Raw genomic sequence first — 24616 nt, forward strand, 5'->3', positions numbered from 1 at the left:
CGCCGGCCAGCGGGTCCCCTGCTGGTCGGCCAGATCATCACGCGTCACTGTCATCACGCGTCACGGTCGGCACCTGCGCGCTTGCCATCTCATGTTACCAACAGTAACGTTACGAGCAGTAACAACATGCGGTTGAGGGAGCGATCTTGACGGACCACAAGCGGATTCCTGCGGCTGAACGGAGGGCGATGCTGGTCGACGCCGGGATCGAGATCGCCCGGGCCGAGGGCGGGCGATCGGTCACCTTGGCGCGGGTGGCCGAGGCGTGCGGGGTGACCAAGCCGATCGCCTACCGGCTCTTCGCCGACCTGCCCGATCTGCTCGCGCGGATGCAGCAGCAGGTCGTGGCCGGGTACGAGGCGGTCGTCGCGCAGGCACTGAGCCGGGCCAGGGCTGCGGGCGCGTCCCAGGCGGAGCTGCTGGAGGTGCTCGCCCGCGCCTACGTCGAGCACAACCTGGCCGACGGGGCGGTGTACGACACGGTCTCCGCGGCCCTGGCCGCCACGGCAGCGGCCGAGGAGCCGCTCCTCACCCTGCCCGATTCCTACCTCGCCCTCGCGCGCGATCTGTTCGGTCTGCCTGCCGGGCAGGAGACCTCGGCGGTGGCGATGTTCCTGGGCGCTGCGGACTACCTTGTTGTCGCCGTGCAGGCGGGCCGCGTCACCTCTCAGGACGCCATCGCTCAGCTGACGAGCCTGTTCGCACCACTCCTCGTCACCCGGGAGCAGCCGTGAGTGCGTGGGCACTCACCGGCAGTGTGGTCGGTCTCGGGATTGCGGGCCTGGACCCGGTCGGCGCACTCATGGTCGTGCCCGCAGTGGTCGCCGGGGTTCGCCGACGAGTGGTCATGCTCTTCCTCGCCGCCGGGTTCTTCACGATCGCCACCGGACTGGTCCTGGGCGAGTCCGTCCAGCACCTTGCAACCTGGCTCGAGAACCTGACCGTGCCCGCCCCGGTGCGTCTGGCCGCTCAGCTTGTCGCCGCTGCCGGCCTGGGGTGGTGGGCCGTCCACCGTTGGATCCACCGCACCGACCCCGAGCAGGAGAAGGGCAGGCCGATGTTGGCCGGACCGGTGGCGATGAGCCTGGCTGGGGCGTTCTGGGGCGTCTCGGCGGTGACCGACCCCAGCTTCCTGGCACTGGCCGCGATCGACTCCCGCACCGGCAACATGCTGGTCTCCGTCGCGATCTTCACCGGATGGTTCATTGTCAGCCAGGCACCACTGTGCGCTCTGGCAGTCGCCTTGGCCACCGGACGTGACTCCGCCCCGGTGCGACGCACGCTCGCCCTGGCCCAGCGTCTGGCAGCGCCCACGGCCGCGATACTGACCTTCCTGCTCGCAGCCGCCGCAGCGTTCCTGATCCTGAACGCGGCCACCTACCTGACCGGCGGAGCGTTCTGGCCCGTCTGAGCCACCGCTGTGTGGACAGGCCCTAGCATCGTCCGCGCGGACCGCACCGTCCGTGCACGAGGTACCCGACCGGAGAGAAGGCTGCACCCATGGGCGTCACCGACGCTCCCCAGTGGCTCCCGGCCGCGTTCGTGCGCAGCGCTGCGGCCGTGGGAGCGACCGCCGGTCCCGCCGAGCTCGAGGCCCACGCCCGGGACCTGCTTCAGCGGTGGGCGGCCCCCGGACGACACCACCACGGCCTGCGCCACCTCACGTTCGTGCTCAAGATGGTCGACGAGCTCGCCGAGGAGACGCACCACCCCGACGTCGTGCGGCTCGCCGCCTGGTACCACGGGGTGGTGTTCTCGGTCGCGGAGGAGCACGCGTACCGACGGGCGGCCGGCGAGGACGAGGTCGCGTCCGCCGAGGTGGCCCGGACCGAGCTGGTGCGCCTCGGCGTGCCGCGCGACCTGGCGGACCGGGTCGCCGAGCTCGTGGCTCACCTGCGCGGGCACGAGGTCGACCGGCGGGACATCGACCGGCTCGCCCTGGCCGACGCCCACCTGGCGGTGCTGGCGAAAAGGCCGCAGGAGTACAAGGCCTACCGGCAGACGGTGCGGGCCGAGTACGCGCACATCCCCGCCCGGCACTACCTCCAGGCACGCCTGGCGATCGTCGAGACCCTGCTCGACCGGCGCCGCATCTTCGGCAGCCCGATGGCGGCCGACTGGGAGGACGCGGCGCGGGAGAACCTCTCCTCCGAGCGCGCGATCCTGCGCGCCGAGCTCGACGGACTCGGCGGCTCGGGCCCCGAGGGTGACCTGTCCACGGCGGAGGCCGCCGCAGGCGGCCCCGGGCCGGTGGCCCCGGTCCGGCACCGTCCGGGCACGTTCCATCACGCTCCGGTCCCCCCGCCGGGCTCTGCGCCCGTGGTCGCTGCCGGGCCCGCGTCCGGGCCCGAGCTGGTGCCCACGCCAGGGCCGGCGCCCGGACCCGACCCGGCGCACGCGACCGGACCGACGCCCCCGCCCGGTCCGGTGCATGCGACCGGACCGACGCCGACGTCGACCCTCGAGATGGGGCCGGACGAGATCCTCGCCCGGCCCCGGACCCGCGGCGGTCCCGGGCCGGGGACCGGCCCGCGCCGTGTGCACGAGGACGAGGACGAGGACGACCTCGCCGCGCGCTCGGGGATGGAACGCGGCCCGGACGACGTCCCCGGTCGTCGCAGGCGCTGACCCGGCGCCGTCCCCACAGGCCTGTCCGGCCCCTCGTTGCCCACAGGTCGCGGCCCGACCGGCACGGCCGTCGCGCGGCGCTCGTAGCGTCGCCCGCGTGGTCCCGCAGCGGGCGGGGCCGGGACGGGGGTAGTCATGGCACGGTTCCAGGTCGACAGCGGCGAGGTCGCCACGGCGGCCGCGCAGGTACGGACGACGGCGAGCTCGGTGCGCGGAGAGGTCGCGGCGATGATGGCGCACCTGGTGGCGCTGCAGAGCACGTGGACCGGCGGGGCGTCCGTCGCGTTCGGCACGTGCGCCGACCAGTGGCGCACCGTGCAGTCGCAGGTCGAGGCCAATCTCGACCAGATCTCGCTCGCGCTCGACTCGGCGGCCCGGGGATACGACGAGGCGGAGTCGGCGGCTCACGGCATGTTCGCCGTGTGACGCGGCGCGTCAGGGCCCGCGCGCCCTGACCGACGCGGCAGAGCACGGCCGCAGCGCCAGGGCCCGGCCGGCGGCCGCGCCCACCTGTCCGCCCGACGGGCGTGGGCACCTAGCATCGGGCCATGGCGCTGCTCGTGGACGACCCGTTGTGGCCCGCCCATGGCACGACCTGGGCGCACCTCGTCTCGGACACCTCGCTCGAGGAGCTGCACGAGTTCGCACGCAACGAGGGCCTTCCGCCGCGCTCCTTCGACCTCGACCACTACGACGTGCCGGCGAGCGCGATGGATCGGCTCGTGGCCGCCGGGGCGGAGCACGTCGACCGTCGCACACTGGTCACGAGGCTCGCTCGGTCCGGACTGCGTGTCCGCCGGGTGCGCCGGGAGGACGAGCGGCACGCCCGGCGCGCCGAGGACCTCGCCACGCGGTGGGGTCGGCTCGGCTCGGCCCTGGCGCGGCGGTCGGCCACCGAGGACGAGGACGCCGCGCCCACCGACGCTTCATCGACGGCCGCCGGCGCCGCCGCGGCGTGGCGGGATCTCGGCAGCGACCTCCTCGAGCGCTGGCAGCAGCCGCACCGCCGCTATCACGACCTCCGGCACCTGGAGGCCGTCCTCCTCGACCTCGACGAGCTCGCCGCGGACGGGGCCGAGATCACCGTGGCCGTCGAGCTCGCCGCGTGGTTCCACGACGCCGTGCACGAGGGCCGCACCCCCGACGACGAGCGCGCGTCCGCCGAGCTCGCCCGGGCCGCGCTCGCCTCGCCCGCGATCGACCCGACCGGCTCGGGCGACCTCGCCGACGAGGTCGCCCGCCTCGTCCTCACGACGGCGGAGCACGACGGGGCCGACCGCGACGCCGCCCTGCTCGGCGACGCGGACCTCGCGATCCTCGCGTCGTCACCCGTGCGCTACGAGCGGTACGCGCGCGACGTGCGCGCCGAGTACGCGCACGTCCCCGACGAGGCGTTCGCCTCCGGCCGGTCGGCGGTCCTCACCGCGCTGACCGGACGCGGGACGATCTTCGCGACCCCGGAGGGACGTGCGCGGTGGGAGGAGCGCGCCAGGAACAACGTCGCCGCCGAGCTGGACCGGCTCGGCCGGCGACCCGGCACCTAGGTAGCCGCTCCTAGGTACCCGAGTCGTCCGTCCGGTGCCCGCGGGGCAGACCCAACGGGTGCGGCGCGGCCGCCGGCAGGCCCATGGCCACGAGGGCGACGGCGATCCCGAGGATGACCAGGCTGCCGGGGAGCCAGTCGCCGGAGAGTCCGAAGATCGCGCCCAGGGCGATCGGGCCGAGGGCGGCGAGCGCGTAGGCGACGGACTGGACCATGGCGGACACGCTCCGGCCGTGGTCGGCGTCGACCGGCCGTACCGCGACGAGGGTGAGCGCGGTGCTGATGCCGACCCCCTGGCCGGTTCCGGCGATCACCACCCACAGCGGCCAGAGCTGGGGCGCGAGCAGCAGCCCCAGCGAGGCGAGGATCCACATCGCCCCCGGGAGGGGCGAGACCCGCCGGTAGGTCCCGAGCGCCCGGGCGATCAGCGGGCTGGTGAGCGACCCGACGATCCCGACCAGGAAGAAGATGCTGAGCGCGACCCCGCCCTCGGCCCGGGTGGCCCCCGCCCGGTCGGCGAGGATCGCGGGCAGCCACGCGGCCGCCACGTAGAAGAGCGCGGACTGGGCCCCGAAGTACGCCGCGAGCCACCAGGCGGAGCCCTCGGCCCAGGGCGTTCGCCGCCGGGCGCCGGCCGCCGGCACCGCACGCGGCAGCACGTCGAGCGCTGCCCCCGCGCTGTCCGCGCCTCCCCTGCGGTCCGCCCGTGCGGCACGCATGCGCAGCAGCCACAGCACCGTGGCCAGCAGCGCCGGCACCGCCACCACGGCCAGCGTGGTCCGCCACCCGAGCAGCTGCTCGGCGTCGACGGCCACGAGCGAGGAGAGTGCCGCGCCCAGGGACAGCGAGGCGGTCGAGAGCGGCATGAGCGTGCCGACCCGGGCGGACGCGTCGCGACGGACCACCACCGGCTGCAGCACGTTGGCCACGGTGATCGCGGCTCCGACCGCGACGGTGCCGGCGAACAGCAGCACGACGCCGCTCCACGGTCGGACGGCAGCCGCGACCGCGAGAAGTACCAGCCCGCCGAGCATCGTCCGGTCGGTGCCGAACCGGCGGACGAGGGCCGGGACGACGAGCCCGACAAGAGCGAAGCACACCAGCGGGACGGACGTCAGGGCGCCGGTGAGCGCAGGTCCCATGCCGAGGTCGGCCGCCACCCGGTCCTGGACCGGCGGGATCGACGTGATCGCCGGGCGCTGGTTGAGCCCGATGACGAGGACCGCGGCGACGAACAGACCGAGGCCCGCCCCGGAGGGGGCGGGCCTGCGGCTGGAGCGGTCCCGGGACTTCACCCGGCGACGTTCACGGTGGCGGGTTCCATACCGTCAGAACCCTGTGGCGCCCGGGCCGTCGGGGAGGACGCTCGCCGGGGCGCCCCCACGACCCCCTGTCGTGCCGTGCCCGTGCGCCTCGGCGTCGGCAGCGGCCTGCTGGTCCGCGGTGCGGCCCTCGGCGTAGATGTACTCCTGCCCCTCGCCTCGGTAGCCGTTCTTGGCCTTCTGGACGAGCGTGTGCACGTGCGTGCGCAGCTCGGCGAAGCGCGGGTCGTTGCGGGTGACCAGCTGGGAACGCTCGTCGGGCAGGTCGACCACGACGTCCTCGAGGATGATCGTGGGCCGGTGGGAGAGCACCAGGACACGCTGGCCGAGGTAGATCGACTCGTCGATGTCGTGCGTGACGAACAGCAGCGACATGCCCAGCCTGCTCCACAGCTCGCGGACCAGGTCCTCCAGGTCGGCGCGGGTCTGCGCGTCCACGGCCGCGAACGGCTCGTCCATCAGCAGCACGTGCGGCTCGTAGGCCACGGCGCGCGCGATGGCGACGCGCTGCTGCATGCCGCCGGAGAGCTGCCACGGGTAGGAGTGGGGCACGTCGGACAGGCCGACCGCCTCCAGGGCCGCGGTGACCTTCTCCTTGCGCTCCGCCTTGGGCATCCCCCGCTCCTTGAGCGGCAGCTCGACGTTCTTGTAGACCGTCAGCCACGGGAACAGCGAGCGCGCGTACTCCTGGAAGACGACCGCCATGCCCTTGGGCGGGGCGTTGATCGTGTCGCCCTCCATGACCAGGTTCCCGCTGGTGGGCGGCAGGAGTCCTGCGATCGACCGCAGGAGCGTGGTCTTGCCGGCGCCCGACGGGCCGACGATGCAGACCATCTCGCCGGCCTTGAGCGAGAAGGAGATGTCACGGATCGCCTCGTTGGCGTCGGGGCCGGAGCCGTAGACCTTGTTGAGGTTGGTCACCGTGAGGATCTCGGTGCCGCGTTCGGCGCGGTGGGTGGACATCAGTTACCTCCTCGCTGGGCCCGGCGCAGGCCGGTGTACCAGGACAGCACGAAGTGCTCGACGACACGGAAGATCAGGGACAGGATGACGCCGACGACTCCGAGCAGGATGATGCCGGTCCACATCTGGGGGATCGCGAAGCTCCGCTGGAACTGCACGATGGTGAAGCCGAGGCCGTTGTTCGCGGCGAACATCTCCGAGATCACCATGAGGATGATCCCGATCGACAGCGCCTGCCGTGCCCCGGCCATGATCTGCGGGCTCGCACCGCGCAGGAGCAGCGTGGCGATCCGCGTCTGCGGCCGCAGCCGGTAGACGCGGGAGGTGTCACGCAGCAGCTCGTCCACGCCGCGCACGCCCTCGATGGTGTTGAGCAGGATCGGCCACATGCAGCCCATCGCGATGACGAAGATCTTCATCGGGTCCCGGATGCCCAGGAACAGCATGAGGACCGGGACCAGCACCGGCGGCGGGATAGCCCGGAAGAACTCCAGCGTGGGCTCGAGGAACGCCCGCAGCCTCGGCGAGGACCCGATCATCATGCCCAGCAGGATGCCCACGACGACGGCGAACCCGTAGCCGATGAGCAGTCGCTCGACCGAGGGGATCACGTCGGTGAAGATGCGCCGACCGGTGCCGCGCTCGTCGAGCCACGTCGGCCGGAACTCGCTGATGATGCGTTCCAGGGACGGGAAGAACGGGTTCGTGGAGCCCGCGGAGAGGAACCACCAGGCGGCGATGAGAGCGATCGGCAGCGCGAGCGCGATGACGATCTTCAGCCACAGCGGCCGACCCTTCTTCTTCCGCCGCTTGGCCGGCGGGGTCGGTGCCGAGGCCCCCATCGGGGCGCCGGTGCTCACGTCAGGTGTCGTGGTCATCAGCCGTTCGCCTCCCGTCGGACCGAGGTGTGCCAGAAGAGCAGCCGCTTCTCGACCGCCCGGGCCAGCAGGTTGACGCAGACCCCGAGGAGCCCGGTGACCAGGATCAGCCCGTACATCGACGCCACCGCCCCGGACTGCTGCGCGACCGAGATGAGCTTGCCCAGGCCCGGCGTGCCGATGATCAGCTCACCGGTGATCGTGAGGATCAGCGCCACGGACGCGGCCAGCCGGAATCCGGTGACGACGTAGGGCAGCGCGGTGGGCCACACGACCTGGTAGGCCTGGACCCACCACCGGAACCTGTACGACCGCGCCGTGTCACGGGCGACCGGGTCGACGTCCTGGGCCCCGTACATCACCTGCAGGAGCACCTGCCAGAACGACGCGTAGACCACCAGGAGCAGCGTCGAGGGCCGGTCCGTGCCGAGCGTGAGCACGACCAGCGGGATCAGCGCCACGGACGGGATCGGCCGGAGGAACTCGATCGTGGACTGCGTGAGGTCCTTGACGATCTGCATCGATCCGATGACCATCCCCAGCACCGTGCCCGCGACCATCGCGATCGCCAGCCCGAGGAACCAGGTCACCAGGGTGTCGCCCAGCGCGAACCAGAACTCGCCGCCCTGGACGCGCTCGGCCAACGAGGAGATCCACTCCGAGAACGGCGGCAGGAACCGGGGGTTGACCACCCCGGTGCGCGGGAGGAGCTCGGCCAGGGCGATGACCAGCAGGATCCCGGCAACACCGAGCATCCGCTTCTCGCGCGCCGCGCGCGCCTTGCGGCGTCGGGCCGGCTTCACGGAGGCGGGGACGACGACCGTCATCATCGATCACCCCTTCCACCGGGGGGACGTACGGGCCGCACGGGGCCGGTCAGGGCCCCGGCGTTCCGCGACGGGATGGCACGCATGCGAATGAACTCCTTCGTTCGTGGAACTGCCGAGCGTGATCGGCCCGGCCGACTGTAGCGGATCGGGCACACCCACCCGCCCGCCGACCGGATGCCGTCGTACGCCCCCTCGCGCCGGCCGCCCGGGGGCGTCAGTCCGTGGGCGCGCCCTTGACCGCGAGCACGGGGACGTCGGCCTTCATGAGGATCTGCTGGGCGTTGGACCCGAGCAGGAGCTTGCCCACCTGCGAACGTCGGCGCAGGCCGATGACGATGAAGTCGGCGTTCTCCTGGCTCGCGACCTCGACGAGGTCGTCGGCCGGGTCCTGCCCCCTGATGAGCGTGCGCAGCTCGTGGTCCACACCCTCCGCCTCGAGCTCCGTGCGCACCCGGGCGAGGTCGTCCTCGAACCGGACGGACTCCTCCGGGTCCCACGTGCGTCCGCCGTGCTGGGAGTTGACGACGATGAGCTTGGACTGACGCAGCTTCGCCTCGGCAGCCGCACGTCGCAGGGCGGAGCGCCCCTCCGGGGTCGGTACGTATCCCACGACGATCGACATGGGCTCACTCCTCTCGCTGGGGCCTGTGCCCGGCGACTTCGCCGAGGCTCGTCACATCATACGAACGCGCCGTGTGCCCTACAGCCACGGCGGCAGCTCCGGGACCTGGTCGCCCTCGGCGTCCAGGCGCAGCGCGCCGCGTCCGGTCACCCACCGCACGAGGTCGGCCTGGGCGCCGGCGACCCGGCGTCCGCCCGCGCCGACCACGGTCTGCCCGGGCCGGTCGGTCGGGTCCAGCACGACGTCGGGGGTGGTCCCCTTGCGCTCCCACACCGCGAGGACGTCCCCGGCGAGGCGGTCGAGCAGCTCCGGCGGGAAGTCGCGGTAGGACCCGTGGTTGTCGAGGTCGACGGCGTGGATCCAGACCTCGCGGGTACGCATCCAGGCGGTCTCCCGCACCGGGACCGTCCGGCCCTGGGCGGTGACGACCTCGTGGTCCCACTGCTCGTCCGTGAGGTCGCGCCACTCCACGTTCAGGTGCACGGCGGAGTGGTCGATGAGGTGGCGCAGCGCGACCGGCGGCAGGGTGGCGCCGAGCTCGATCTCGGCGTTGCGCTGCCCCGGGGCGTACATCGGGGACTCCACCCCGGTGCGCGCCCACTCCGTCAACCGGGTGAGGGCGCGCGCGTTGTAGCCCACGTGCGCGATCAGCTCGCGCCGGGTCCAGTCGAGCAGGCTCGGGCCGTCCAGCTCGTCGTCGGTCAGCTCGCGCAGCTTGCGCAGGAAGTACGCGGTGCCGGACCTGGCCCAGCCCAGCTCCTGCTTCGGGGCCTCCTCGGCGTCGTAGCGGGCGCCGGAGCCCTGGCGCTCCCTGAGCTCCTGGAGGGCGGCCTCGTCGTAGGGGGTGGTCATGCACGCACCGCCTGGTTGGCGACCTCGCCGACGCCGTCGATCGTCACGGTGACCCGCTGACCGGCCTCGATGTACACACCGGGCTTGCGGGCGTGGCCGACGCCGCCGGGGGTGCCGGTGAGGACGAGGTCGCCCGGGTTCAGCGTGAAGATCGTCGAGATGTAGGAGATCAGCGCGGCGGGGCCGAACACGAGGTCGTCGACCGGGGTGCGCTGCATCTCGCGGCCGTCGAGGCGGGTGACCAGCTCGGCTCCCGCGGTGAGCTCGTCGGGCGTGACGAGGTGCGGGCCCACCGGCGTCGAGGCCTCCCAGGCCTTGCCCTGGAACCACTGGGTGGTGCGGTACTGCCAGTCGCGCATCGTGATGTCGTTGGCCACCGTGTAGCCGGCGATGGCCGCGGCCGCCTCCTCCTCGTCGACCCGCCGCACGGGCGTGCCGACGACGACGGCGAGCTCGCCCTCCCAGTCCACCGCCGGCGACTCGGGCGGCAGGACGACGTCGTCGTAGGGGCCGATGAGCGCGTCGGCGTACTTCGTGAACAGGGTCGGGTACTCCGGGAGCTCGCGACCCATCTCGAGGATGTGGTTGCGGTAGTTCAGCCCGACGCACACGACCTTGCCCGGCGTGGTGACGACCGCGGCGAGGTCGGCGCCGGTGAGGTCGTGGCGCTCCCCGTCGGCGGTGGCGGCCTCGGCGAGCCCGCCCCCGCGCAGGAGGTGGGCGACGTCCCCGTAGCCGGGAACCTCGATGCCGACGTCGCCCTCGACCCGGGCGACGAACGTCCCGCCCCCGCGGCGCAGCGTGGCGAGCCTCATCGGGCACCCCCCTCGAGCTTGGTGCGGGCGAAGTGCAGGCGCTCCATGATCGGCGCGTCCGAGAACCGGAAGAGGTCGAACTGCGACTCCGCCTGCAGCGACCACTCCACCCAGGACGGGACGACGAACATGTCCCCCGTGGCCAGGGAGTGCTCCGTGCCGTCGAGCACGACCTGGCCGGTGCCCTCGAACACCTGGAACACCGTCGAGCCGACCTCTCGGCGGCCCTGGGTGACCGCGCCCGCGCGGAGGCGGTGGAACTCGGCGCGGATGGTCGGCATGACGTCGCCGCCGGTGGTCGGGTTGACGTAGCGGATCGCCGCGTGGCCCTGCTCGACCGTGGCCGGCTGCCCCTCGGACTCCAGCAGGAGCTGCTCGGTGAGCGCCCGGTCGGTGTGCTCCCAGCGGTAGGCGCCGATCGGGGAGGACACGGTGTCCTGCAGGCCCGACAGCGGGCGCAGGCCCGGGTGGGTCCACAGGCGCTCGCCGCGCGAGAAGTTCGGCGTCGCGTAGTCCGTGACCCGCTCGGAGCCGAACTCGAAGAAGCCGACGTCGGTGTAGTGCGAGAACGGGATGTCCAGTCCGTCGATCCAGGCCATCGGCTGGTCGGTCTCGTTGTGGTGCCCGTGGAAGTTCCAGCCCGGGGTGAGCAGGAAGTCCCCGCGCGACATGCGCACGGGATCACCGTTGACGACGGTCCACACACCCTCGCCCTCGACGACGAACCGGAACGCGTTCTGGGAGTGCCGGTGCTCGGGCGCCGTCTCCTTGGGGCCGAGGTACTGGATCGCCGCCCACAGGGTCGGCGAGATGTAGGCGTTGCCCGGCAGGCCGGGGTTGGACAGGGCGATCGCGCGCCGCTCGCCGCCGCGCCCCACGGGCACGAGGTCGCCCGAGCGCTGCGCGAGCGGGAGCAGGTTGCTCCACCGCCACACGTGCGGCACGGCCTTCGGGGCCGGGTGCATCGGCATGAGCTCGTCCAGCTGCGTCCACAGCGGGATGAGGTTCTCCTTCTCGAAGTCCGCGTACAGCTGACGCAGCTCCGGCGTGTCCTCCGGGGCCATGGCGTTCTCGGTCGAGGCGTGGTCCTGCTGCTCGATGGTCATGACAGGTCTCCTTCGCTGGTCGGTCTCTCAGGCGCCCGTCGGCGCGGTGTCGCTGTCCGGGTAGGCGGCGGGCAGGGGCGGCGGCGGCACGTCGTCCTCGCCGACGACGGGGCCGTACAGCCAGTCGACGAGCGAGTAGTCGGTGATCTCGCGGTTGCTGAAGGCGTGGTCGCGCAGCAGCACGGCGACCGGGTCCTCGACGTGCCAGATGTCGCCCCACACGCGACCGACCGTCTGGGTCGCCCCCGCAGCGGCGACCCGGTCGGACTCGTAGGCGGCGAGCGCGGCGGCCACGGCGTCGCCCGTCCACTCCCCCTCGATCGCGGCGAGGTGACGCGTGAGCGAGGCGCCGTCGAGAAGCGACTGGCCGGCTCCCTGCGCGAGGTACTGCAGCATCGCGTGGGCGGCGTCGCCCAGGAGGGTCACGCGTCCGGTCGTCCACCGTCGCAACGGCTCGCGGTCCGACATCGGCCACCGGTTGACCCGGCCGAGCGAGGGGATCGCGCCGCTCACGGGCTCCGCGAGGTCGGCATAGGTCGCGTCGAGCTCCTCGGGCGTCCCCCAGTCCTCCTTGCCGTCGAGGTACTCCTGGCTGCGGAAGACCGCGACCTGGTTGTAGAGCTCGCCGGCACGCACGGGGTACTGCACGAGGTGGCACCCCGGGCCCAGCCAGACGTTGACGTCGTCGAGCGCGAGGTGCGCGGGGGCGTCGTCGAGGGGCACGGCGCCGCGGTAGGCGACGTAGCCCGACGGGACGGGCTCGTCGTCGCTGAGCAGACCGCGCACCACCGAGCGCACGCCGTCGGCGCCCACGAGCACGTCGCCGGTGAACCGGCGCCCGTCGGTCGTCACCGCCGTCGCACCGTGCTCGTCGTGCTCGACGTGGTCGACCGCGGCGCTCGTGTGCAGGGCGACGGTGTCGAGCGCACGTGCCGCGTCCACCAGCGCGAAGTGCAGGTCGCTGCGGTGCAGGACGATGTAGGGCCCGCCGTACCGGGCGCGGGCGTCGGCGAGGTCGAGGTGCGTGAGCTCGGCGCCGGAGACCGCGTTGCGGAAGACGAGCCGGTTCGGCACGACGGCGAGGGGCAGGATGTGCTCGAGCACGCCGACCTCGTCGAGCATGCGCGTGATGTTGGGGGCGAGCTGGATCCCGGCGCCGACCTCCCCGAACTCCGGGGCCTGCTCGAGCACCGTCACGCTCACCCCGGCGCGGCCGAGCATGAGTGCCGTGGCCATGCCGCCGATCCCGCCCCCGACGACGACGACCCGCGTGCGGGGCGGGTTCTCGGAACTGCGGTGGTCGCTCATGCGCGCCTCCTCGTTGAAGCCGTGTCGCACGCACGGGTGCGCGCTACGTCTGCGCCGACGAACGTCAGCCTACGGGGACCATAGACCGCGTATTCCATTAGTCGCAAGATCCGTCTACGGTGATTCCATGGAACGGAACAACGCGTCGGGCGCGCCGGCCGTCGTCGAGTCGGTCGACCGTGCCCTCAGGCTGCTCGGCACCCTGGGCACGAACGGTCCGCTCGGCGTGGTCGAGCTCGCCCGGGGGATCGGGGTCGCCCCGTCGACCACCCACCGGCTGCTCGCCACGCTCGCCGCGCGCGACTACGTCGTCCAGCTCGCCGACCGCCGCTACGACGCCGGACCGGCGCTGCTCGCCCCCGGCATCAGCCGCCGCGGCGGCACGGTGGCCGAGGTGGTGCGGCCGTTCCTCGACCAGCTGCTCGAGGCGTGCGGGGAGACCTGCCACGTGCTGGTGCGCAGCGGCGCGGAGGTGACGTTCGTCGACGGCGTCGAGTCCGCGCAGGGGCTGCGCGTCACCTCCCGCACCGGGATGACGATGCCGGCCTGGACCACGTCGGGCGGCAAGGCGATGCTCGCCGAGCTGGACATCGAGGACGTCCGCGCACTCCTCGGGCCCGACGGCGGGGCCGGACCGCGGTCGCGGGTACGGGTGGCGGACCTCGAGCAGGAGGTCGCCCGGATCCGCCGCCGGCGCTACGGCCTCAACGAGAACGAGTCCGAGTTCGGCGTGACGGCGATCGGCGCCTCGATCGGCCGGATCGCCGGTCAGCACGTCGCCCTCACCATGTCGATGCCGAGCGTGCGCGCCACGCCCGAGCTCACCGCGCGACTCGCCACGGCCGTCGTCGCCGTGGCCGATCGCGCCCGGACGGCACTCGCGGGCGACGCCGCGGGCTGAGGCCGGCAGGGACGTCCGAGCAGGTGCGCGCATTCCGGCGCGGGCCCGCGCTCGTAGGGACTCCCGGAACCGGACCGCCGGCCACGGATCGTTGGCATCCTTGCGCCATGCATCCGAGTCCCCGCCCCGTCGCCGCCATCACCGCGGGCCTGCTCGCGCTCCTGCTCGGGGCCTGCGCCGACGACGCGCCGGCCGGCCCGACGGGCGCGCCGGGCGACGAGGTGCCCGTGGAGCGCCCGGACTCCGACGACGGCGACGCGGTCGCCCGCGCGACCTCCGCGGAGGGCCTGAGCATGACGGTGCGGCTCGACACGACGGGTGCGGCCGCCGACCCGGCGCAGACCACCCTCGAGGCGATCTACGAGGTGACGAATACCGGCGACACGGACCGGCTGCTCGTGCGGGGCATCGGGGCCACCGCCCCCGGCGCGGAGGAGCTGGCCGCCGACCCGGCCTCGATCCCCTCGGCCGTCGAGGTCGACGGCGGCGTGGCGTGGCTGACGAGCCGGTCCGCGCCGGCGACCGTCATCCCCCTCAACGCGCGCGGCATCGTGCTCGCGCCGGGCGAGACCTACGTCGGCCGGGCGTTCGCCCCGCTCCCCCTCGAGCTCGCCGACGGCGCGCGCACGCCGTCGTCGTGGGGCGTGTGCATCGAGCACGGCACGGCGGCTCACGGCGGAGCGACGACGTCGGGACGCGGCCGGGACCTGGGCACGGCGCCGAGCCACGACGGCTCGGGCTCCTTCCCGCTCGTCCTGCTCGACGTCGAGACGCTGGGCTCCATCACGGACCGGCCCGAGCCGATCACGGTGCTCTGCTCGAGCACGGCGCAGGTCCTGCCCACGCAGGCGCTCCCGGGAGCCACCTGACCCCTGTGCCGCCGGGGCGCCAGGTCGCCGGACCACCGGACCACCGGCAGCAGGCAGCAGGCACGGAGATACGACGGCGGGCCGCCTCCCGCGTGGGAGACGGCCCGCCGTCGTGGTCCGGGAGCGGACGTCAGCGGATCAGAAGCCGCCCATGCCGCCCATGTCGTCGCCGCCGCCGGCGGCCGGGGCCACCTTCTCCGGCTTGTCGGCGACGATCGCCTCGGTGGTGAGGAACAGACCGGCGATCGACGCGGCGTTCTGCAGCGCCGAGCGCGTGACCTTCACCGGGTCGTTGACGCCCGCGGCGAGGAGGTCCTCGTACGCACCGGTCGCGGCGTTGAGGCCGTGGCCGGCGGGCAGCGAGCGGACCTTCTCCGCCACGACGCCGCCCTCGAGGCCGGCGTTGATGGCGATCTGCTTGAGCGGGGCGTCGACCGCGGTGCGGACGATCGCCGCACCAGTCGCCTCGTCGCCCTCGAGCGAGAGGTTCTCGAACGCCGCCACGGCGGCCTGGATGAGCGCGACGCCACCACCGGCGACGATGCCCTCCTCGACGGCGGCCTTCGCGTTGCGGACGGCGTCCTCGATGCGGTGCTTGCGCTCCTTGAGCTCGACCTCGGTGGCCGCGCCCGCCTTGATGACGGCCACGCCGCCGGCGAGCTTGGCGAGGCGCTCCTGGAGCTTCTCGCGGTCGTAGTCCGAGTCCGAGTTGTCGATCTCGCCACGGATCTGCTGGACGCGCCCCTCGATGAGGTCCGCCTCGCCGGCGCCCTCGACGATCGTGGTCTCGTCCTTGGTCATGACGACCTTGCGGGCGCGGCCGAGGACGTCGAGGTCCGCGTTCTCCAGCGTGAGGCCGACGGTCTCGGAGATGACCTGGCCGCCCGTGAGGATGGCCATGTCCTGCAGCATCGCCTTGCGGCGGTCGCCGAAGCCCGGGGCCTTGACGGCGGCGGACTTGAAGGTGCCGCGGATCTTGTTGAGCACGAGCGTGGTGAGCGCCTCGCCCTCGACGTCCTCTGCGATGATCGCCAGCGGCTTGCCCGACTGGATGACCTTCTCCAGCAGCGGGAGCAGGTCCTTGACGTTGGAGACCTTCGACTCGACGAGGAGCACGTAGGCGTCCTCCAGGACGACCTCCTGGCGGTCCGCGTCGGTGACGAAGTACGGCGAGAGGAAGCCCTTGTCGAAGCGCATGCCCTCGGTGAGCTCGAGCTCGAGGCCGAAGGTGTTCGACTCCTCGACCGTGACGACACCCTCCTTGCCGACCTTGTCCAGGGCCTCGGCGATGAGCTCGCCGATGGCCGGGTCGCCGGCCGAGATCGCGGCGGTCGCGGCGATCTGCTCCTTGGTCTCGATCTCCTTCGCGTCGGCGAACAGGCGCTCGACGACGACCTCGACGGCCTGCTCGATGCCGCGGCGCAGCGCGATCGGGTTGGCGCCGGCGGCGACGTTGCGCAGGCCCTCGCGCACGAGCGCCTGGGCCAGGACGGTGGCGGTGGTGGTGCCGTCACCCGCGACGTCGTCGGTCTTCTTGGCGACCTCCTTGACGAGCTCGGCGCCGATCTTCTCGTACGGCTCCTCGAGCTCGATCTCCTTGGCGATCGAGACGCCGTCGTTCGTGATCGTGGGGGCGCCCCACTTCTTCTCGAGGACGACGTTGCGGCCCTTGGGGCCGAGGGTGACCTTGACGGTGTCGGCGAGGACGTTGAGCCCACGCTCCATGCCGCGCCGGGCCTCCTCGTCGAAAGCGATGCTCTTGGCCATGCTGGTGTGTTCCTCCACGGTGTGGTGGCGTTCCGGCCGAGGTGCCCGCGACGGACGACCGCCGCACGACGCGTTCATGTCCCGCGTCGGCGGGCGGCCTCACCGAGGCCGGTGGATTGTCACTCTCGGGTCGAGAGTGCTAACCCGAGTCTGGCACTCTCGGTGGTCGAGTGCAAGGAGACCGGGGCGGGCCGGCAGCGGCCACGGGCCGCCCGCACGTAGGGTGCCCCGGTGTCCGCCGAACGCCCGTCCGCGTCGAGCCGGCGGCGCGCCGGCATCGGCCGTCCGAGCAGGTTGCGCCTCACGGTCGCGCTCCTTGTCACCTTCGCCTCGCTGGCCCTGGTCACCGGCGCCAACGTCGTCCAGGGACAGCGGGGTGGGACCTCGACCCACATCGCGCTCTACCAGGACGGGCTCGGGACCGGGGCCGACGGGCTCGTCCGCTCGCTGCCCGCCGGTCGGGACGCCGACTACCTCGCCGGGTCGCGGGTCGTCGTGCCGACGCGCGCCACGGACCTGCCCGCCGCCCGCCTGCAGGCGAGCCGTGAGCGGACCTGGCTCGCGAGCGGCGTCGTGCCGGGCGCCGGCACGCAGTGGGAGGAGATGACCGCGGGTGCCCTGCTCGACCTGCACGCCCTCCAGGGGGGTCGGGGCACGTCGGGACCCGTCGCGGACACGGACCCGCGCGCGGTGCTCGCCGCGTGGCACCCGCGGTGGCAGTACGTCTGGCCGCGCGACACCGCGTTCGTCGCGGTCGCGCTCGCCCGCACCGGCCACGTCCGCGACGCGGCGGACGCCCTCGTCGCCGTCGGCGAGGCCCGTTCGGAGGACGGCCTGCTCGCCCCCCGGCACCTGCCCGACCTGTCCGGGACGCCGGACGACCGGCCACCCCAGGGCGACGGCCCGGGCTGGATCCTGTGGGGTGCGGGCGAGACGGTCGCCGCCTGCCGCGCGCAGGCGGGCGACCCGGCCGTCGACCCTGCACCGGCCGCGGACACCGGCGCGCCGCCGCGCGGGCCCGCCGAGGACTGCGACGCCGTGCTCGCCGACCTCGCCCCCGTCGTCGTGCGATCGGTGGACGCCGTGCTCGAGGCCACGGACACGCCGAGCCGCCTGCCGGCGCCCACGTCGGACTACTGGGAGATCCCCGAGGACCGGTTGCCGCTCGGCGCGGTCGCGCCCCAGTGGGCGGGCCTCGCCGCCGCGCCCGCCCTGCTCGAGGCGCTCGGCGAGGACGAGCTCGCCGACCTGGCCCGGGAGCGCTCGGCGGAGGTCGGCGCGGCCCTCGAGGCCACCTTCGGGGTGCACGGCTGGACGCGGTACGCGTCCTGGGACCCCACGGCGGCCGTCCGCGGCGTGTCGGGCCGCGACGCCTCGACGGCCTTCCTCCTGCCGCCGTTCACCGACGCCGGCCCGACGGGCGCCGAGACGGCCTGGCTCGTGTCGGCCGGGGAGATGTCCCGGCCCGCGGGTGGGCTGGCGCCCGGGAGCAGCTGGCGGCGGGACGGCATCTCCTGGACGCCGCAGACCTCTCTGTACGCATGGGTGGCCGCGGAGAACGGCCGGCCCGACGATGCCGTGCGCCGCCTCGCCTGGATCGAGTCCCACCGCACGGAGTCCGGGGCCATCCCCGAGAAGGTGCTCGCGGACGGCTCGCCGGCGGCGGTCGCACCGCTCGCGTGGTCCGCGGCCAACGTCGTGCTCACGGTCCTCGCCCTCGAGGAGTCCGGACAGCTGCCCGCTCAGATCCCGTCCGGCCGGGGGTCGCCGTCGTCCGACTGACGACCCCCGACCGTCCGATCATGCACCGGCGTGGGCGGGCACGCGGTGCGCGTGGGTGCGGGCCGGGGTCCGGCCCGGCTGTCAGCCCGACTTGCGGCGGAAGGTCCGCTTGAGGTCGGGCGCGGCGACGTCGTGCGCCTTGCCCTCGCCGTGCCCGCCGTCGCCGTGCGAGGCACCGCCCCTGGCCTTCTTCCGCTCGAGGGCCTCGCGCATCTTCGCCTTGACGTCCTCGGTGGTCGGCTGGGAGTCCTGGTCCGACATGGCGCCTCCTTCGTACCTCGCCGGTCCGGCTCTCGGCACCGGATCGCCCCATCCTGGGGCAGGCGCCCGCCCGCCGCCAGCCAATTCGCGGCGTGCGCTGACGTCCGGCCGGTCCGGATCGCCGGGGAGGCGGGCGCTACTCCTGGAAGTCCGGGCGCAGCACCACGACGACCGACGACGTCGCGGCCTGCTCCGCGTCCTCCTCGACGGCGTCGATGCCCAGCGCGTCGGCGACCTCCTGCGCCGTCGCCGCCAGCGAGGGGTCCGCGTAGTACACGGTCGACACCTCTGGCGGTCCCTCGCCGATGTTGCCCGTGGTCACGGTCGTGAACCCGGCCGCGCCCAGCGTCTCCGCCGTGCGGCCCGCGATGCCGGCGACCCGTGCGCCGTTGAGCACCTCGACGTCGGTCGCCAGGTCGACGTCGCCGGCGGGGACGTCCTCGCTCGGCGACTCCTCGTCGGCCGAGCCGTCGGTCGGGCTCTCTTCCCCGGCCTCCCCGGACGGCGTCTCCTCACCGGTGGGCGACTCCACCGGACCGTCGGTGGGCGTGGGGCCCTCGGTGGCGGTCTCGTCGTCGTCCCCGCCGCCGCCGACCAGCAGCGCCGCCACCCAGACGACCACCACGAGGGCGGCCAGGACCGCGATGAGCGGGAGCAGCGAGGCGCGACGTGCGCGCTCGCGGTGCGAGCCGTGGGCCGCGCGGCTGCGCGCGGCCTCGTCGAACTCGTCCTCGGGGTACTGGTCGGGAGCGCTCACGCGGGTCACGCTACCCGGCGTCGCGGCCCGTGCTCGGACCCTCGCTCAGGGGACACGGGCCCGGCCTCAGGGGAGCTGGAGGCGGCGGATGCTGCGCTCGCGGTGCCGCTCGGACCGCAGGCGGCGCAACCGCTTGACGAGCATGGGGTCCTGGGCGAGCGCTGCCTCGGAGTCCAGGAGCTGGTTGAGGATCTGGTAGTACCGGGTGCCGCTCATGCCGAGGCGTTCCCGGATGGCCGTCTCCTTGACGCCGGAGTAGCGCCACCAGCGCCGCTCGACGTCCAGCACGCCCGCCTCGACGTCGGTGAGGCCGTCCGCCGCACCGGTCGCCCCGGTCCGCGCCGCGCCCGCCTCGGGCGTCGCTGCCGACATGTCACGCTCCTCGTCCGTCCCTCGTCGCCCCGGCCGGTCGTCGGCCGGGGATACTTCCCGGCCGCCATGGTAGGGGCAGAACGACACCGGTGTCATTCGCCCGCGCGCCGGGGCCGGGGGGTGCGCCCCGCCGTCGCGGAGCGTGCACCGACGGTGGGAGCGCGCATGTTCCTCGCCGCGCCTCCCGGGCACGGCTGGCCTGTGACACCAGGGGACGGCCGCGGACGGCTCGCGGCCGGCCTCGGGATCGCGCGGGTCCTGGCCGGGGCCTCGGTCGGCGCGCTCGTCCTGCACATGTTGACCGTGCCCGCCGGCATCCTGCTCGGCTCGGTGATCGGAGCCGCGCTCGCCAACCGGGCGGTCCCGGGCACCGCCGCCGTGAGCATGCCGCGCGCAGTGCGCGTGGTCGGGTTCGTCCTCCTCGGTGCGCTGACGGGTGTCCGGCTCGAGCCGCACGCCCTCGGCATCCTCGGCCGCGTCGCACTTCCGGTGCTCGGCTCGGTCGCGATTCTCCTGCTCATCAACGTGGCGCTCGCGCTGGTCCTCGTGCGCCGGTACAGGGTCGACGCGATGACCGCGGTCCTCGCCACGGCGCCGGGCGGGCTCAGCGAGATCGTCGGGGTGTCGATGGACTGGGGCGCACGCACGTCGCTGGTGGTCGCCATCCACACGGTACGGGTCATGGTCATCGTGCTCGTCGCCCTCCCACTCCTCATCGCCTATCTATCGACCCGATGAACTGGCTCGAGGTCCTCGCCATCGTCGCCGGCGCCGTCGCGGTCGCCGCCGTCTTCCGGCTCCTGCGCGTACCCATGTGGCCGATCTCCGGCGGCGTCGTCGGCGCCGCGGCCGTCCACCTCACCATCGGCGGCACGACGACGATGCCTCCGTTCCTCTCGCCCACAGCGCAGATCCTCGTCGGCGCCGCGATCGGCGCCACGATCGGACCCGACATCTTCCGGGAGTTCGCGCGCTTCCTCACACCCGGCGTCATCGCCGTGGTGCTCGTCGTCGGCGTCGGGGTGGGCCTCGGATTCGCCCTGTACGGGTTCGGCCTCCTCCCGCCGGCCGAGGCGGTCCTCGGCATGGTGCCCGGCGGCGTCGGAGAGATGGTCGCTGCGGCGATCTCGCTCGAGGTCGACAGCGCGGTGGTCGCCGGGATGCACCTCGTCCGCCTGCTCGTCGTCATGTGGACCCTGCCGCTGCTCGTGCGCTTCGCCCGGCACCTCGGTGGCGCGGGCGGCGCGCACCCTCCCACGGCCGCCCCGGACCCTGGCCCGGTCCCCGACTAACCTGGCCGGCATGCCCGCACGCCCCCTGAACGAGATCATGGACGCCGGCTGGGCGGCCGCGATGGAGCCGGTCGCCCCACAGATCGCCGAGATCGGCGAGCGCCTGCGCGGCGAGCTCGACCAGGGGCGCACCTACCTCCCGGCGGCCGAGAACGTGCTGCGCGCGTTCACCTACCCGCTGGCCGACGTGCGCGTGCTCGTCGTCGGGCAGGACCCCTACCCCACGCCCGGCCACCCGATCGGGCTCAGCTTCTCGGTCGCGCCCGACGTCCGCCCGCTGCCGCCGTCGCTGCGGAACATGTTCACCGAGCTGGCCGACGACGTCGGCGCTGCCCCGCCCTCGAACGGTGACCTCACGCCGTGGGCCGAGCGCGGCGTCATGCTCCTCAACCGCGTGCTCACCGTGCGGCCCGGCGCCGCCGCCTCGCACCGCCGATGGGGCTGGGAGGCCGTCACCGAGCACGCGATCAAGGTCCTCGTCGAGCGCGACGCACCCCTGGTGGCGATCCTGTGGGGCAAGGACGCCGGCACGCTGCGCCCGATGCTCGGCGACACCCCGGTCGTCGCGTCGCCCCACCCCTCGCCGCTGTCCGCCTACCGGGGCTTCTTCGGGTCCCGGCCCTACTCGCGGACGAACGAGCTGCTCCTCGCCGCCGGCGCGGAGCCGATCGACTGGCGCCTGCCGTAGCGGGTCCCACGGGAAATGCTCGGGACAACCCGGTCGGACGCGCCTACGCTGGCCGGGTGATCCAGCAGCTGCTGTTCCTCTGAGGACCCCCGCTCCCGACCCGCCCGCCTGACGGCCCGCGGGTCGGTCGACCGGACCCTGCACACCGGCGGGCCGCCGCACGAGCGGCGCTCGCGGACCGACGGATGCCGCGCCGCGCGCGCCCGTCAGGAGGAACGCATGACGATCACCCCACCCACCGTGCCCGCGCGCACCCTCGCCCAGCTCTCCGCCACCGACGTCCACCTCGCCAGGGGTGGCATCCCGGTGCTCACCGGCGTCGACCTCACCGTCTCCCCGCGTTCGCGGTGGGGCGTCGTCGGCGAGAACGGCCGCGGCAAGTCGACCCTGCTCCACGTCCTCATCGGCGACCTCACGCCCGACTCCGGGACAGTGAACCGCACCGGGACGATCGGGGTCGCGGAGCAGGAGATGCCCGCCGGCGACGGCCGCACCGTCGGCGACCTCGTCGACGCCGAGCTGGCCGACTCGCGCCGGGCGCTCGCCCGGCTCGACGAGGCTGCGAGGGGGCTCGCGGACGGCACCGACGGCGCGGACGCCCGCTACGCGGCGGCCCTCGAGGCAGCCACCCTGCTGGACGCCTGGGACGCCGACCGCCGCGTCGACGTCGCCCTCGAGCGGCTCGACGCCGTCACCGACCGGACCCGCCTGCTCGCCACGCTCTCCGTGGGACAGCGCTACCGGGTGCGGCTCGCGGCGCTCCTCGGCGCGGACCACGACTTCCTGCTGCTCGACGAACCCACGAACCACCTCGACGCCACGGGCCTGGACTTCCTCACCACGTCGCTGCGCGAGCACGGCGGCGGAGTCGTGCTCGTCAGTCACGACCGGGCGCTGCTCACGGACGTGGCGACCTCGATCATCGATCTCGACCCGAGCCCCGACGGCCGCCCGACGGTCTACGGCGACGGGTTCGCCGGCTACCAGACCGGCCGACGGGCCCAGTACGAACGCTGGGTGGCCGAGCACGAGGCCGAGCAGGTCGAGCGCGCCCGCCTCACGCATGACCTCGCCTCCGCGCAGGACCGGCTGGTCACCGGCTGGCGGCCGGACAAGGGCACCGGCAAGCACCAGCGCCAGTCCCGCGCGCCGGGACTCGTGAAGTCCGTCCACCGGCGCCGGGAGGCGCTCGAGGCCCAGTCGGTTGCGACGCCCCACCCACCGCTGCGCCTGCAGATGCCGGAGCTGCGGACCCGCACGGGCGTGACGATGCTGGCGGCCGAGGAGGTCACCGTGGCCGGTCGGCTGGACCGGCCGACCACGGTGGACGTCCCCGCCGGCGAACGGCTGCTCGTCACCGGTCCCAACGGGGCGGGCAAGTCGACCCTGCTCGCGCTCCTCGCCGGGCGGCTCGAGCCGACGTCCGGGACCGCTCGCGTCGCCCGGACGGCCCGGGTCGAGCTGCTCGGCCAGGAGTCGCCGTCCCCGGGCCGGCTCACCGCCCACCAGGTGTACGAGCGGCACGTGGGCCGGCTCGTGTCCGAGGGCGTGCTGCCCCAGGGCCGGGTCGTCGGACTGTCCGGTCTGGGCCTGCTGCGGCCGGACGAGCAGCGCCGGCCGGTGCGGGAGCTGTCGATGGGCAAGCAGCGCCGGCTCGACCTGGCCCTCGCCCTGGCCTCGAGGCCGCACGTCCTCCTGCTCGACGAGCCGACGAACCACCTGTCGATCGCGCTCGTGGAGGAGCTGACCGAGGCGCTCGAGGCGACCCAGGCTGCCGTGGTGATCGCCAGCCACGACCGGCAGATGCTCCGCGACGTCGCGCACTGGCCCCGGCTCGAGCTCTCGCCCGTGACGCCCCTGGGCGCGGAGCCGACTGCGGGACTCGAACCCGCGACCGTCCGCTTACAAGGCGGGTGCTCTACCAGCTGAGCTAAGTCGGCGCGGGCCCGGCCGGAGCCGGGCCTGCGCCGAGGGTACGCGAGGTGTCAGGGGGCGACGGACTGGCTCTCGTCACTCGGCGCCTCGGCCGGGGCGTCGCTCGACGTCTCGGCGGCGGGCTGCTCGTTGCCGGTCACCTCGAGGTAGAGACCGCCCGGGGTGTACCGGCCCTCGGTGAACTCGTCGCCGTCGATGAGGATGGTCGGCGTGCCCTCCACGCCGTCGGCGACGGCCTGCGCGGTCACGGCCTCGACGTACTCCGTGTACTCGTCGTCGGTGATGCTCGAGGCGACCTCGGACGGCACGCCGGCACCCTCCAGGGCGGCGATGATCTCCTCGTCGCTGGGCTCCTGCCCAGTGGACTGGATGACCTCCAGGTTGCCGACCCACAGGTCGAACAGCGCGTCGTTGGCCTCGAAGATCAGCTCGGGAGCGCCGTCGGCGACGACGTACATGGCCTCGACCCCGCGGCCCGAGTAGCCGGAGTAGTCGCCCGACCGGTCGAGCAGGCCGACGGGACGCAGCGCGGCCTGGGCCTCGCCCTCGGAGACCAGCATCTGCAGGCCCTCACCGTTGGCCTCCTCGAAGTTCGCGCAGTAGCTGCACGTGTGGTCGGCGTAGACGTCGATGACCGGCGCCCCGTCGGTCGTGCTGCCGGCGCTGCCGTCCTGACCCACCATGATCGCGCCGTCGGCCTCGACGTTCTCCGGCACCGGCCCCTCGTACTCGTCCAGCGGGGAGCGCGTCCCCTGCCAGACGATGTAGCCGATGACGCCGACGACGAGCGCGGCTCCCGCGACGACGGCGACGATCGTGAGGATCCGGTTGCGGCGGGCCCGGCGCGCCTGCTCCGCCTTGACCTTGCGGGCTCGCTCGCGGGCGGCCTCGCGCCGCTCGTTCGCGGTGGGTCGGTCGTTCTTGGCCATGGGTCCAGTCCTCCGTCGTACCGTCACCTCCCGCGACCGGCCGGAGGCGAGCCCACACTACGACGGGCCGGCACCGCGGCGGGGCGGCGTCTGTCTCGCGACCGGACGAACGTGGCCGGTCTCTCAGCTCTTTCGCGCGTCTCACGGACGGGATCCGTCGGCTCCCAGCGCCGTCGGGCGTCGGTCCGCCGCGCCG

At 73.7% G+C, this 24616-nt stretch carries 25 protein-coding genes, 1 tRNA gene and 1 pseudogene; 12 read left to right on the plus strand and 15 right to left on the minus strand.

Going from position 1 to position 24616, the window contains the following annotated elements; genetic code table 11:
• Positions 1-188: 188 nt before the first annotated feature.
• The 5 genes from ACZLKG_RS13780 (at position 189) to ACZLKG_RS13800 (ending at position 4172) form a co-directional block, all read left to right on the plus strand.
• On the plus strand, positions 189-734 hold the full coding sequence (locus tag ACZLKG_RS13780) for a TetR/AcrR family transcriptional regulator (RefSeq protein WP_463649068.1): 546 nt from the start codon (positions 189-191) through the stop codon (positions 732-734).
• A 113-nt stretch (positions 735-847) separates the two neighbouring features.
• Positions 848-1411, plus strand: a complete 564-nt coding sequence (locus tag ACZLKG_RS13785) for a hypothetical protein (RefSeq protein ID WP_463649069.1) — start codon at positions 848-850, stop codon at positions 1409-1411.
• An 89-nt stretch (positions 1412-1500) separates the two neighbouring features.
• Positions 1501-2628, plus strand: a complete 1128-nt coding sequence (locus tag ACZLKG_RS13790; protein ID WP_463649070.1) for an HD domain-containing protein — start codon at positions 1501-1503, stop codon at positions 2626-2628.
• A gap of 135 nt (positions 2629-2763) precedes the next feature.
• Positions 2764-3054, plus strand: coding sequence for a WXG100 family type VII secretion target (locus tag ACZLKG_RS13795; protein WP_425708101.1), 291 nt, complete (start codon positions 2764-2766; stop codon positions 3052-3054).
• Positions 3055-3176: 122 nt separating this feature from the next.
• The gene (locus tag ACZLKG_RS13800) at positions 3177-4172 is read left to right on the plus strand and encodes a DUF4031 domain-containing protein (protein WP_463649071.1); all 996 of its coding nucleotides are present in this window, start codon (positions 3177-3179) and stop codon (positions 4170-4172) included.
• Positions 4173-4182: 10 nt separating this feature from the next.
• Here the strand turns inward: ACZLKG_RS13800 and ACZLKG_RS13805 are convergent, their stop codons facing one another.
• The 9 genes from ACZLKG_RS13805 to ACZLKG_RS13845 form a co-directional block, all read right to left on the minus strand.
• Positions 4183-5466, minus strand: a complete 1284-nt coding sequence (locus ACZLKG_RS13805; protein ID WP_463649072.1) for an MFS transporter — start codon at positions 5464-5466, stop codon at positions 4183-4185.
• Between the two features lie 33 nt (positions 5467-5499).
• Positions 5500-6456 (minus strand): ABC transporter ATP-binding protein, encoded by a 957-nt coding sequence (locus tag ACZLKG_RS13810; RefSeq protein WP_425708098.1) that lies wholly within the window; start codon positions 6454-6456, stop codon positions 5500-5502.
• A complete protein-coding gene (locus ACZLKG_RS13815; RefSeq protein ID WP_463649073.1) occupies positions 6456-7334 on the minus strand; it encodes an ABC transporter permease in 879 nt (292 codons plus the stop codon). Before ACZLKG_RS13815 ends, ACZLKG_RS13810 begins: the two co-directional genes overlap by 1 nt.
• A complete protein-coding gene (locus ACZLKG_RS13820) occupies positions 7334-8164 on the minus strand; it encodes an ABC transporter permease (protein WP_463649074.1) in 831 nt (276 codons plus the stop codon). Before ACZLKG_RS13820 ends, ACZLKG_RS13815 begins: the two co-directional genes overlap by 1 nt.
• 214 nt (positions 8165-8378) lie before the next feature.
• Positions 8379-8786 carry a universal stress protein gene (locus tag ACZLKG_RS13825; protein WP_425708095.1) on the minus strand — a complete coding sequence of 136 codons (408 nt, stop codon included), beginning with the start codon at positions 8784-8786 and terminating at the stop codon, positions 8379-8381.
• A gap of 78 nt (positions 8787-8864) precedes the next feature.
• Positions 8865-9638 carry a maleylpyruvate isomerase family mycothiol-dependent enzyme gene (locus tag ACZLKG_RS13830; protein ID WP_463649075.1) on the minus strand — a complete coding sequence of 258 codons (774 nt, stop codon included), beginning with the start codon at positions 9636-9638 and terminating at the stop codon, positions 8865-8867.
• Entirely contained in the window at positions 9635-10453 is an 819-nt protein-coding gene (locus ACZLKG_RS13835; protein WP_463649076.1) for a fumarylacetoacetate hydrolase family protein, read from the minus strand. Before ACZLKG_RS13835 ends, ACZLKG_RS13830 begins: the two co-directional genes overlap by 4 nt.
• Entirely contained in the window at positions 10450-11559 is a 1110-nt protein-coding gene (locus ACZLKG_RS13840; RefSeq protein ID WP_463649077.1) for a cupin domain-containing protein, read from the minus strand. Before ACZLKG_RS13840 ends, ACZLKG_RS13835 begins: the two co-directional genes overlap by 4 nt.
• A 27-nt stretch (positions 11560-11586) precedes the next feature.
• Positions 11587-12867, minus strand: coding sequence for an FAD-dependent monooxygenase (locus ACZLKG_RS13845; RefSeq protein WP_425708091.1), 1281 nt, complete (start codon positions 12865-12867; stop codon positions 11587-11589).
• A gap of 127 nt (positions 12868-12994) precedes the next feature.
• On the opposite strand from ACZLKG_RS13845, the gene ACZLKG_RS13850 reads away from it, so the two are divergent.
• Both ACZLKG_RS13850 and ACZLKG_RS13855 read left to right on the plus strand, forming a co-directional pair.
• A complete protein-coding gene (locus ACZLKG_RS13850; RefSeq protein ID WP_463649078.1) occupies positions 12995-13768 on the plus strand; it encodes an IclR family transcriptional regulator in 774 nt (257 codons plus the stop codon).
• Between the two features lie 107 nt (positions 13769-13875).
• Positions 13876-14637 (plus strand): hypothetical protein, encoded by a 762-nt coding sequence (locus tag ACZLKG_RS13855; protein WP_463649079.1) that lies wholly within the window; start codon positions 13876-13878, stop codon positions 14635-14637.
• A 138-nt stretch (positions 14638-14775) separates the two neighbouring features.
• Here the strand turns inward: ACZLKG_RS13855 and groL are convergent, their stop codons facing one another.
• Positions 14776-16404: a chaperonin GroEL gene (gene groL, locus ACZLKG_RS13860; protein ID WP_425708088.1), complete on the minus strand. Its 1629-nt coding sequence runs from the start codon at positions 16402-16404 to the stop codon at positions 14776-14778.
• 231 nt (positions 16405-16635) lie between these two features.
• Here groL and ACZLKG_RS13865 point away from each other — a divergent pair, with 231 nt between their 5' ends.
• Positions 16636-18186 (plus strand): glycoside hydrolase family 15, encoded by a 1551-nt coding sequence (locus ACZLKG_RS13865; protein ID WP_463649080.1) that lies wholly within the window; start codon positions 16636-16638, stop codon positions 18184-18186.
• An 81-nt stretch (positions 18187-18267) separates the two neighbouring features.
• Here the strand turns inward: ACZLKG_RS13865 and ACZLKG_RS13870 are convergent, their stop codons facing one another.
• The 3 genes from ACZLKG_RS13870 to ACZLKG_RS13880 all read right to left on the minus strand — a co-directional run bounded on the left by ACZLKG_RS13870 (position 18268) and on the right by ACZLKG_RS13880 (position 19576).
• Entirely contained in the window at positions 18268-18447 is a 180-nt protein-coding gene (locus ACZLKG_RS13870; RefSeq protein ID WP_425708086.1) for a DUF5302 domain-containing protein, read from the minus strand.
• A 136-nt stretch (positions 18448-18583) separates the two neighbouring features.
• Entirely contained in the window at positions 18584-19204 is a 621-nt protein-coding gene (locus ACZLKG_RS13875) for a LytR C-terminal domain-containing protein (protein WP_463649081.1), read from the minus strand.
• A 66-nt stretch (positions 19205-19270) separates the two neighbouring features.
• Positions 19271-19576: a DUF3263 domain-containing protein gene (locus ACZLKG_RS13880; protein ID WP_463649082.1), complete on the minus strand. Its 306-nt coding sequence runs from the start codon at positions 19574-19576 to the stop codon at positions 19271-19273.
• 201 nt (positions 19577-19777) lie between these two features.
• On the opposite strand from ACZLKG_RS13880, the gene ACZLKG_RS13885 reads away from it, so the two are divergent.
• The 4 genes and pseudogenes from ACZLKG_RS13885 to ACZLKG_RS13900 form a co-directional block, all read left to right on the plus strand.
• Complete coding sequence (locus ACZLKG_RS13885) at positions 19778-20314, plus strand: AbrB family transcriptional regulator (RefSeq protein ID WP_463649083.1); 537 nt, start codon at positions 19778-19780, stop codon at positions 20312-20314.
• Positions 20311-20868, plus strand: a complete 558-nt coding sequence (locus tag ACZLKG_RS13890) for an AbrB family transcriptional regulator (protein WP_463649084.1) — start codon at positions 20311-20313, stop codon at positions 20866-20868. Before ACZLKG_RS13885 ends, ACZLKG_RS13890 begins: the two co-directional genes overlap by 4 nt.
• Before the next feature lie 10 nt (positions 20869-20878).
• On the plus strand, positions 20879-21556 hold the full coding sequence (locus tag ACZLKG_RS13895; RefSeq protein ID WP_463649085.1) for a uracil-DNA glycosylase: 678 nt from the start codon (positions 20879-20881) through the stop codon (positions 21554-21556).
• Between the two features lie 219 nt (positions 21557-21775).
• Positions 21776-23413 (plus strand): annotated as a pseudogene (locus tag ACZLKG_RS13900) (ABC-F family ATP-binding cassette domain-containing protein); the annotation flags it as partial.
• 10 nt (positions 23414-23423) lie between these two features.
• On the opposite strand, the gene ACZLKG_RS13905 reads toward ACZLKG_RS13900, so the two are convergent.
• Together ACZLKG_RS13905 and ACZLKG_RS13910 are read right to left on the minus strand one after the other, a co-directional pair.
• Positions 23424-23496: transfer RNA gene (locus ACZLKG_RS13905), tRNA-Thr, on the minus strand.
• Positions 23497-23541: 45 nt separating this feature from the next.
• Positions 23542-24420, minus strand: a complete 879-nt coding sequence (locus tag ACZLKG_RS13910) for a DsbA family protein (protein ID WP_425708063.1) — start codon at positions 24418-24420, stop codon at positions 23542-23544.
• Between the last annotated feature and the right edge of the window lie 196 nt (positions 24421-24616).

It is taken from the genome of Georgenia sp. Z2081 (assembly GCF_055326445.1).

Coding starts and splice junctions, on each gene's coding strand:
- ACZLKG_RS13780 (WP_463649068.1), top strand. CDS start 189: ATGCTGGTCGACGCCGGGATCGAGATCGCCCGGGCCGAGGGCGGGCGA.
- ACZLKG_RS13785 (WP_463649069.1), top strand. CDS start 848: ATGCTCTTCCTCGCCGCCGGGTTCTTCACGATCGCCACCGGACTGGTC.
- ACZLKG_RS13790 (WP_463649070.1), top strand. CDS start 1,501: ATGGGCGTCACCGACGCTCCCCAGTGGCTCCCGGCCGCGTTCGTGCGC.
- ACZLKG_RS13795 (WP_425708101.1), top strand. CDS start 2,764: ATGGCACGGTTCCAGGTCGACAGCGGCGAGGTCGCCACGGCGGCCGCG.
- ACZLKG_RS13800 (WP_463649071.1), top strand. CDS start 3,177: ATGGCGCTGCTCGTGGACGACCCGTTGTGGCCCGCCCATGGCACGACC.
- ACZLKG_RS13810 (WP_425708098.1), bottom strand. CDS start 6,456: ATGTCCACCCACCGCGCCGAACGCGGCACCGAGATCCTCACGGTGACC.
- ACZLKG_RS13815 (WP_463649073.1), bottom strand. CDS start 7,334: ATGACCACGACACCTGACGTGAGCACCGGCGCCCCGATGGGGGCCTCG.
- ACZLKG_RS13820 (WP_463649074.1), bottom strand. CDS start 8,164: ATGATGACGGTCGTCGTCCCCGCCTCCGTGAAGCCGGCCCGACGCCGC.
- ACZLKG_RS13825 (WP_425708095.1), bottom strand. CDS start 8,786: ATGTCGATCGTCGTGGGATACGTACCGACCCCGGAGGGGCGCTCCGCC.
- ACZLKG_RS13830 (WP_463649075.1), bottom strand. CDS start 9,638: ATGACCACCCCCTACGACGAGGCCGCCCTCCAGGAGCTCAGGGAGCGC.
- ACZLKG_RS13835 (WP_463649076.1), bottom strand. CDS start 10,453: ATGAGGCTCGCCACGCTGCGCCGCGGGGGCGGGACGTTCGTCGCCCGG.
- ACZLKG_RS13840 (WP_463649077.1), bottom strand. CDS start 11,559: ATGACCATCGAGCAGCAGGACCACGCCTCGACCGAGAACGCCATGGCC.
- ACZLKG_RS13845 (WP_425708091.1), bottom strand. CDS start 12,867: ATGAGCGACCACCGCAGTTCCGAGAACCCGCCCCGCACGCGGGTCGTC.
- ACZLKG_RS13850 (WP_463649078.1), top strand. CDS start 12,995: ATGGAACGGAACAACGCGTCGGGCGCGCCGGCCGTCGTCGAGTCGGTC.
- ACZLKG_RS13855 (WP_463649079.1), top strand. CDS start 13,876: ATGCATCCGAGTCCCCGCCCCGTCGCCGCCATCACCGCGGGCCTGCTC.
- groL (WP_425708088.1), bottom strand. CDS start 16,404: ATGGCCAAGAGCATCGCTTTCGACGAGGAGGCCCGGCGCGGCATGGAG.
- ACZLKG_RS13870 (WP_425708086.1), bottom strand. CDS start 18,447: ATGTCGGACCAGGACTCCCAGCCGACCACCGAGGACGTCAAGGCGAAG.
- ACZLKG_RS13880 (WP_463649082.1), bottom strand. CDS start 19,576: ATGTCGGCAGCGACGCCCGAGGCGGGCGCGGCGCGGACCGGGGCGACC.
- ACZLKG_RS13890 (WP_463649084.1), top strand. CDS start 20,311: ATGAACTGGCTCGAGGTCCTCGCCATCGTCGCCGGCGCCGTCGCGGTC.
- ACZLKG_RS13895 (WP_463649085.1), top strand. CDS start 20,879: ATGCCCGCACGCCCCCTGAACGAGATCATGGACGCCGGCTGGGCGGCC.
- ACZLKG_RS13910 (WP_425708063.1), bottom strand. CDS start 24,420: ATGGCCAAGAACGACCGACCCACCGCGAACGAGCGGCGCGAGGCCGCC.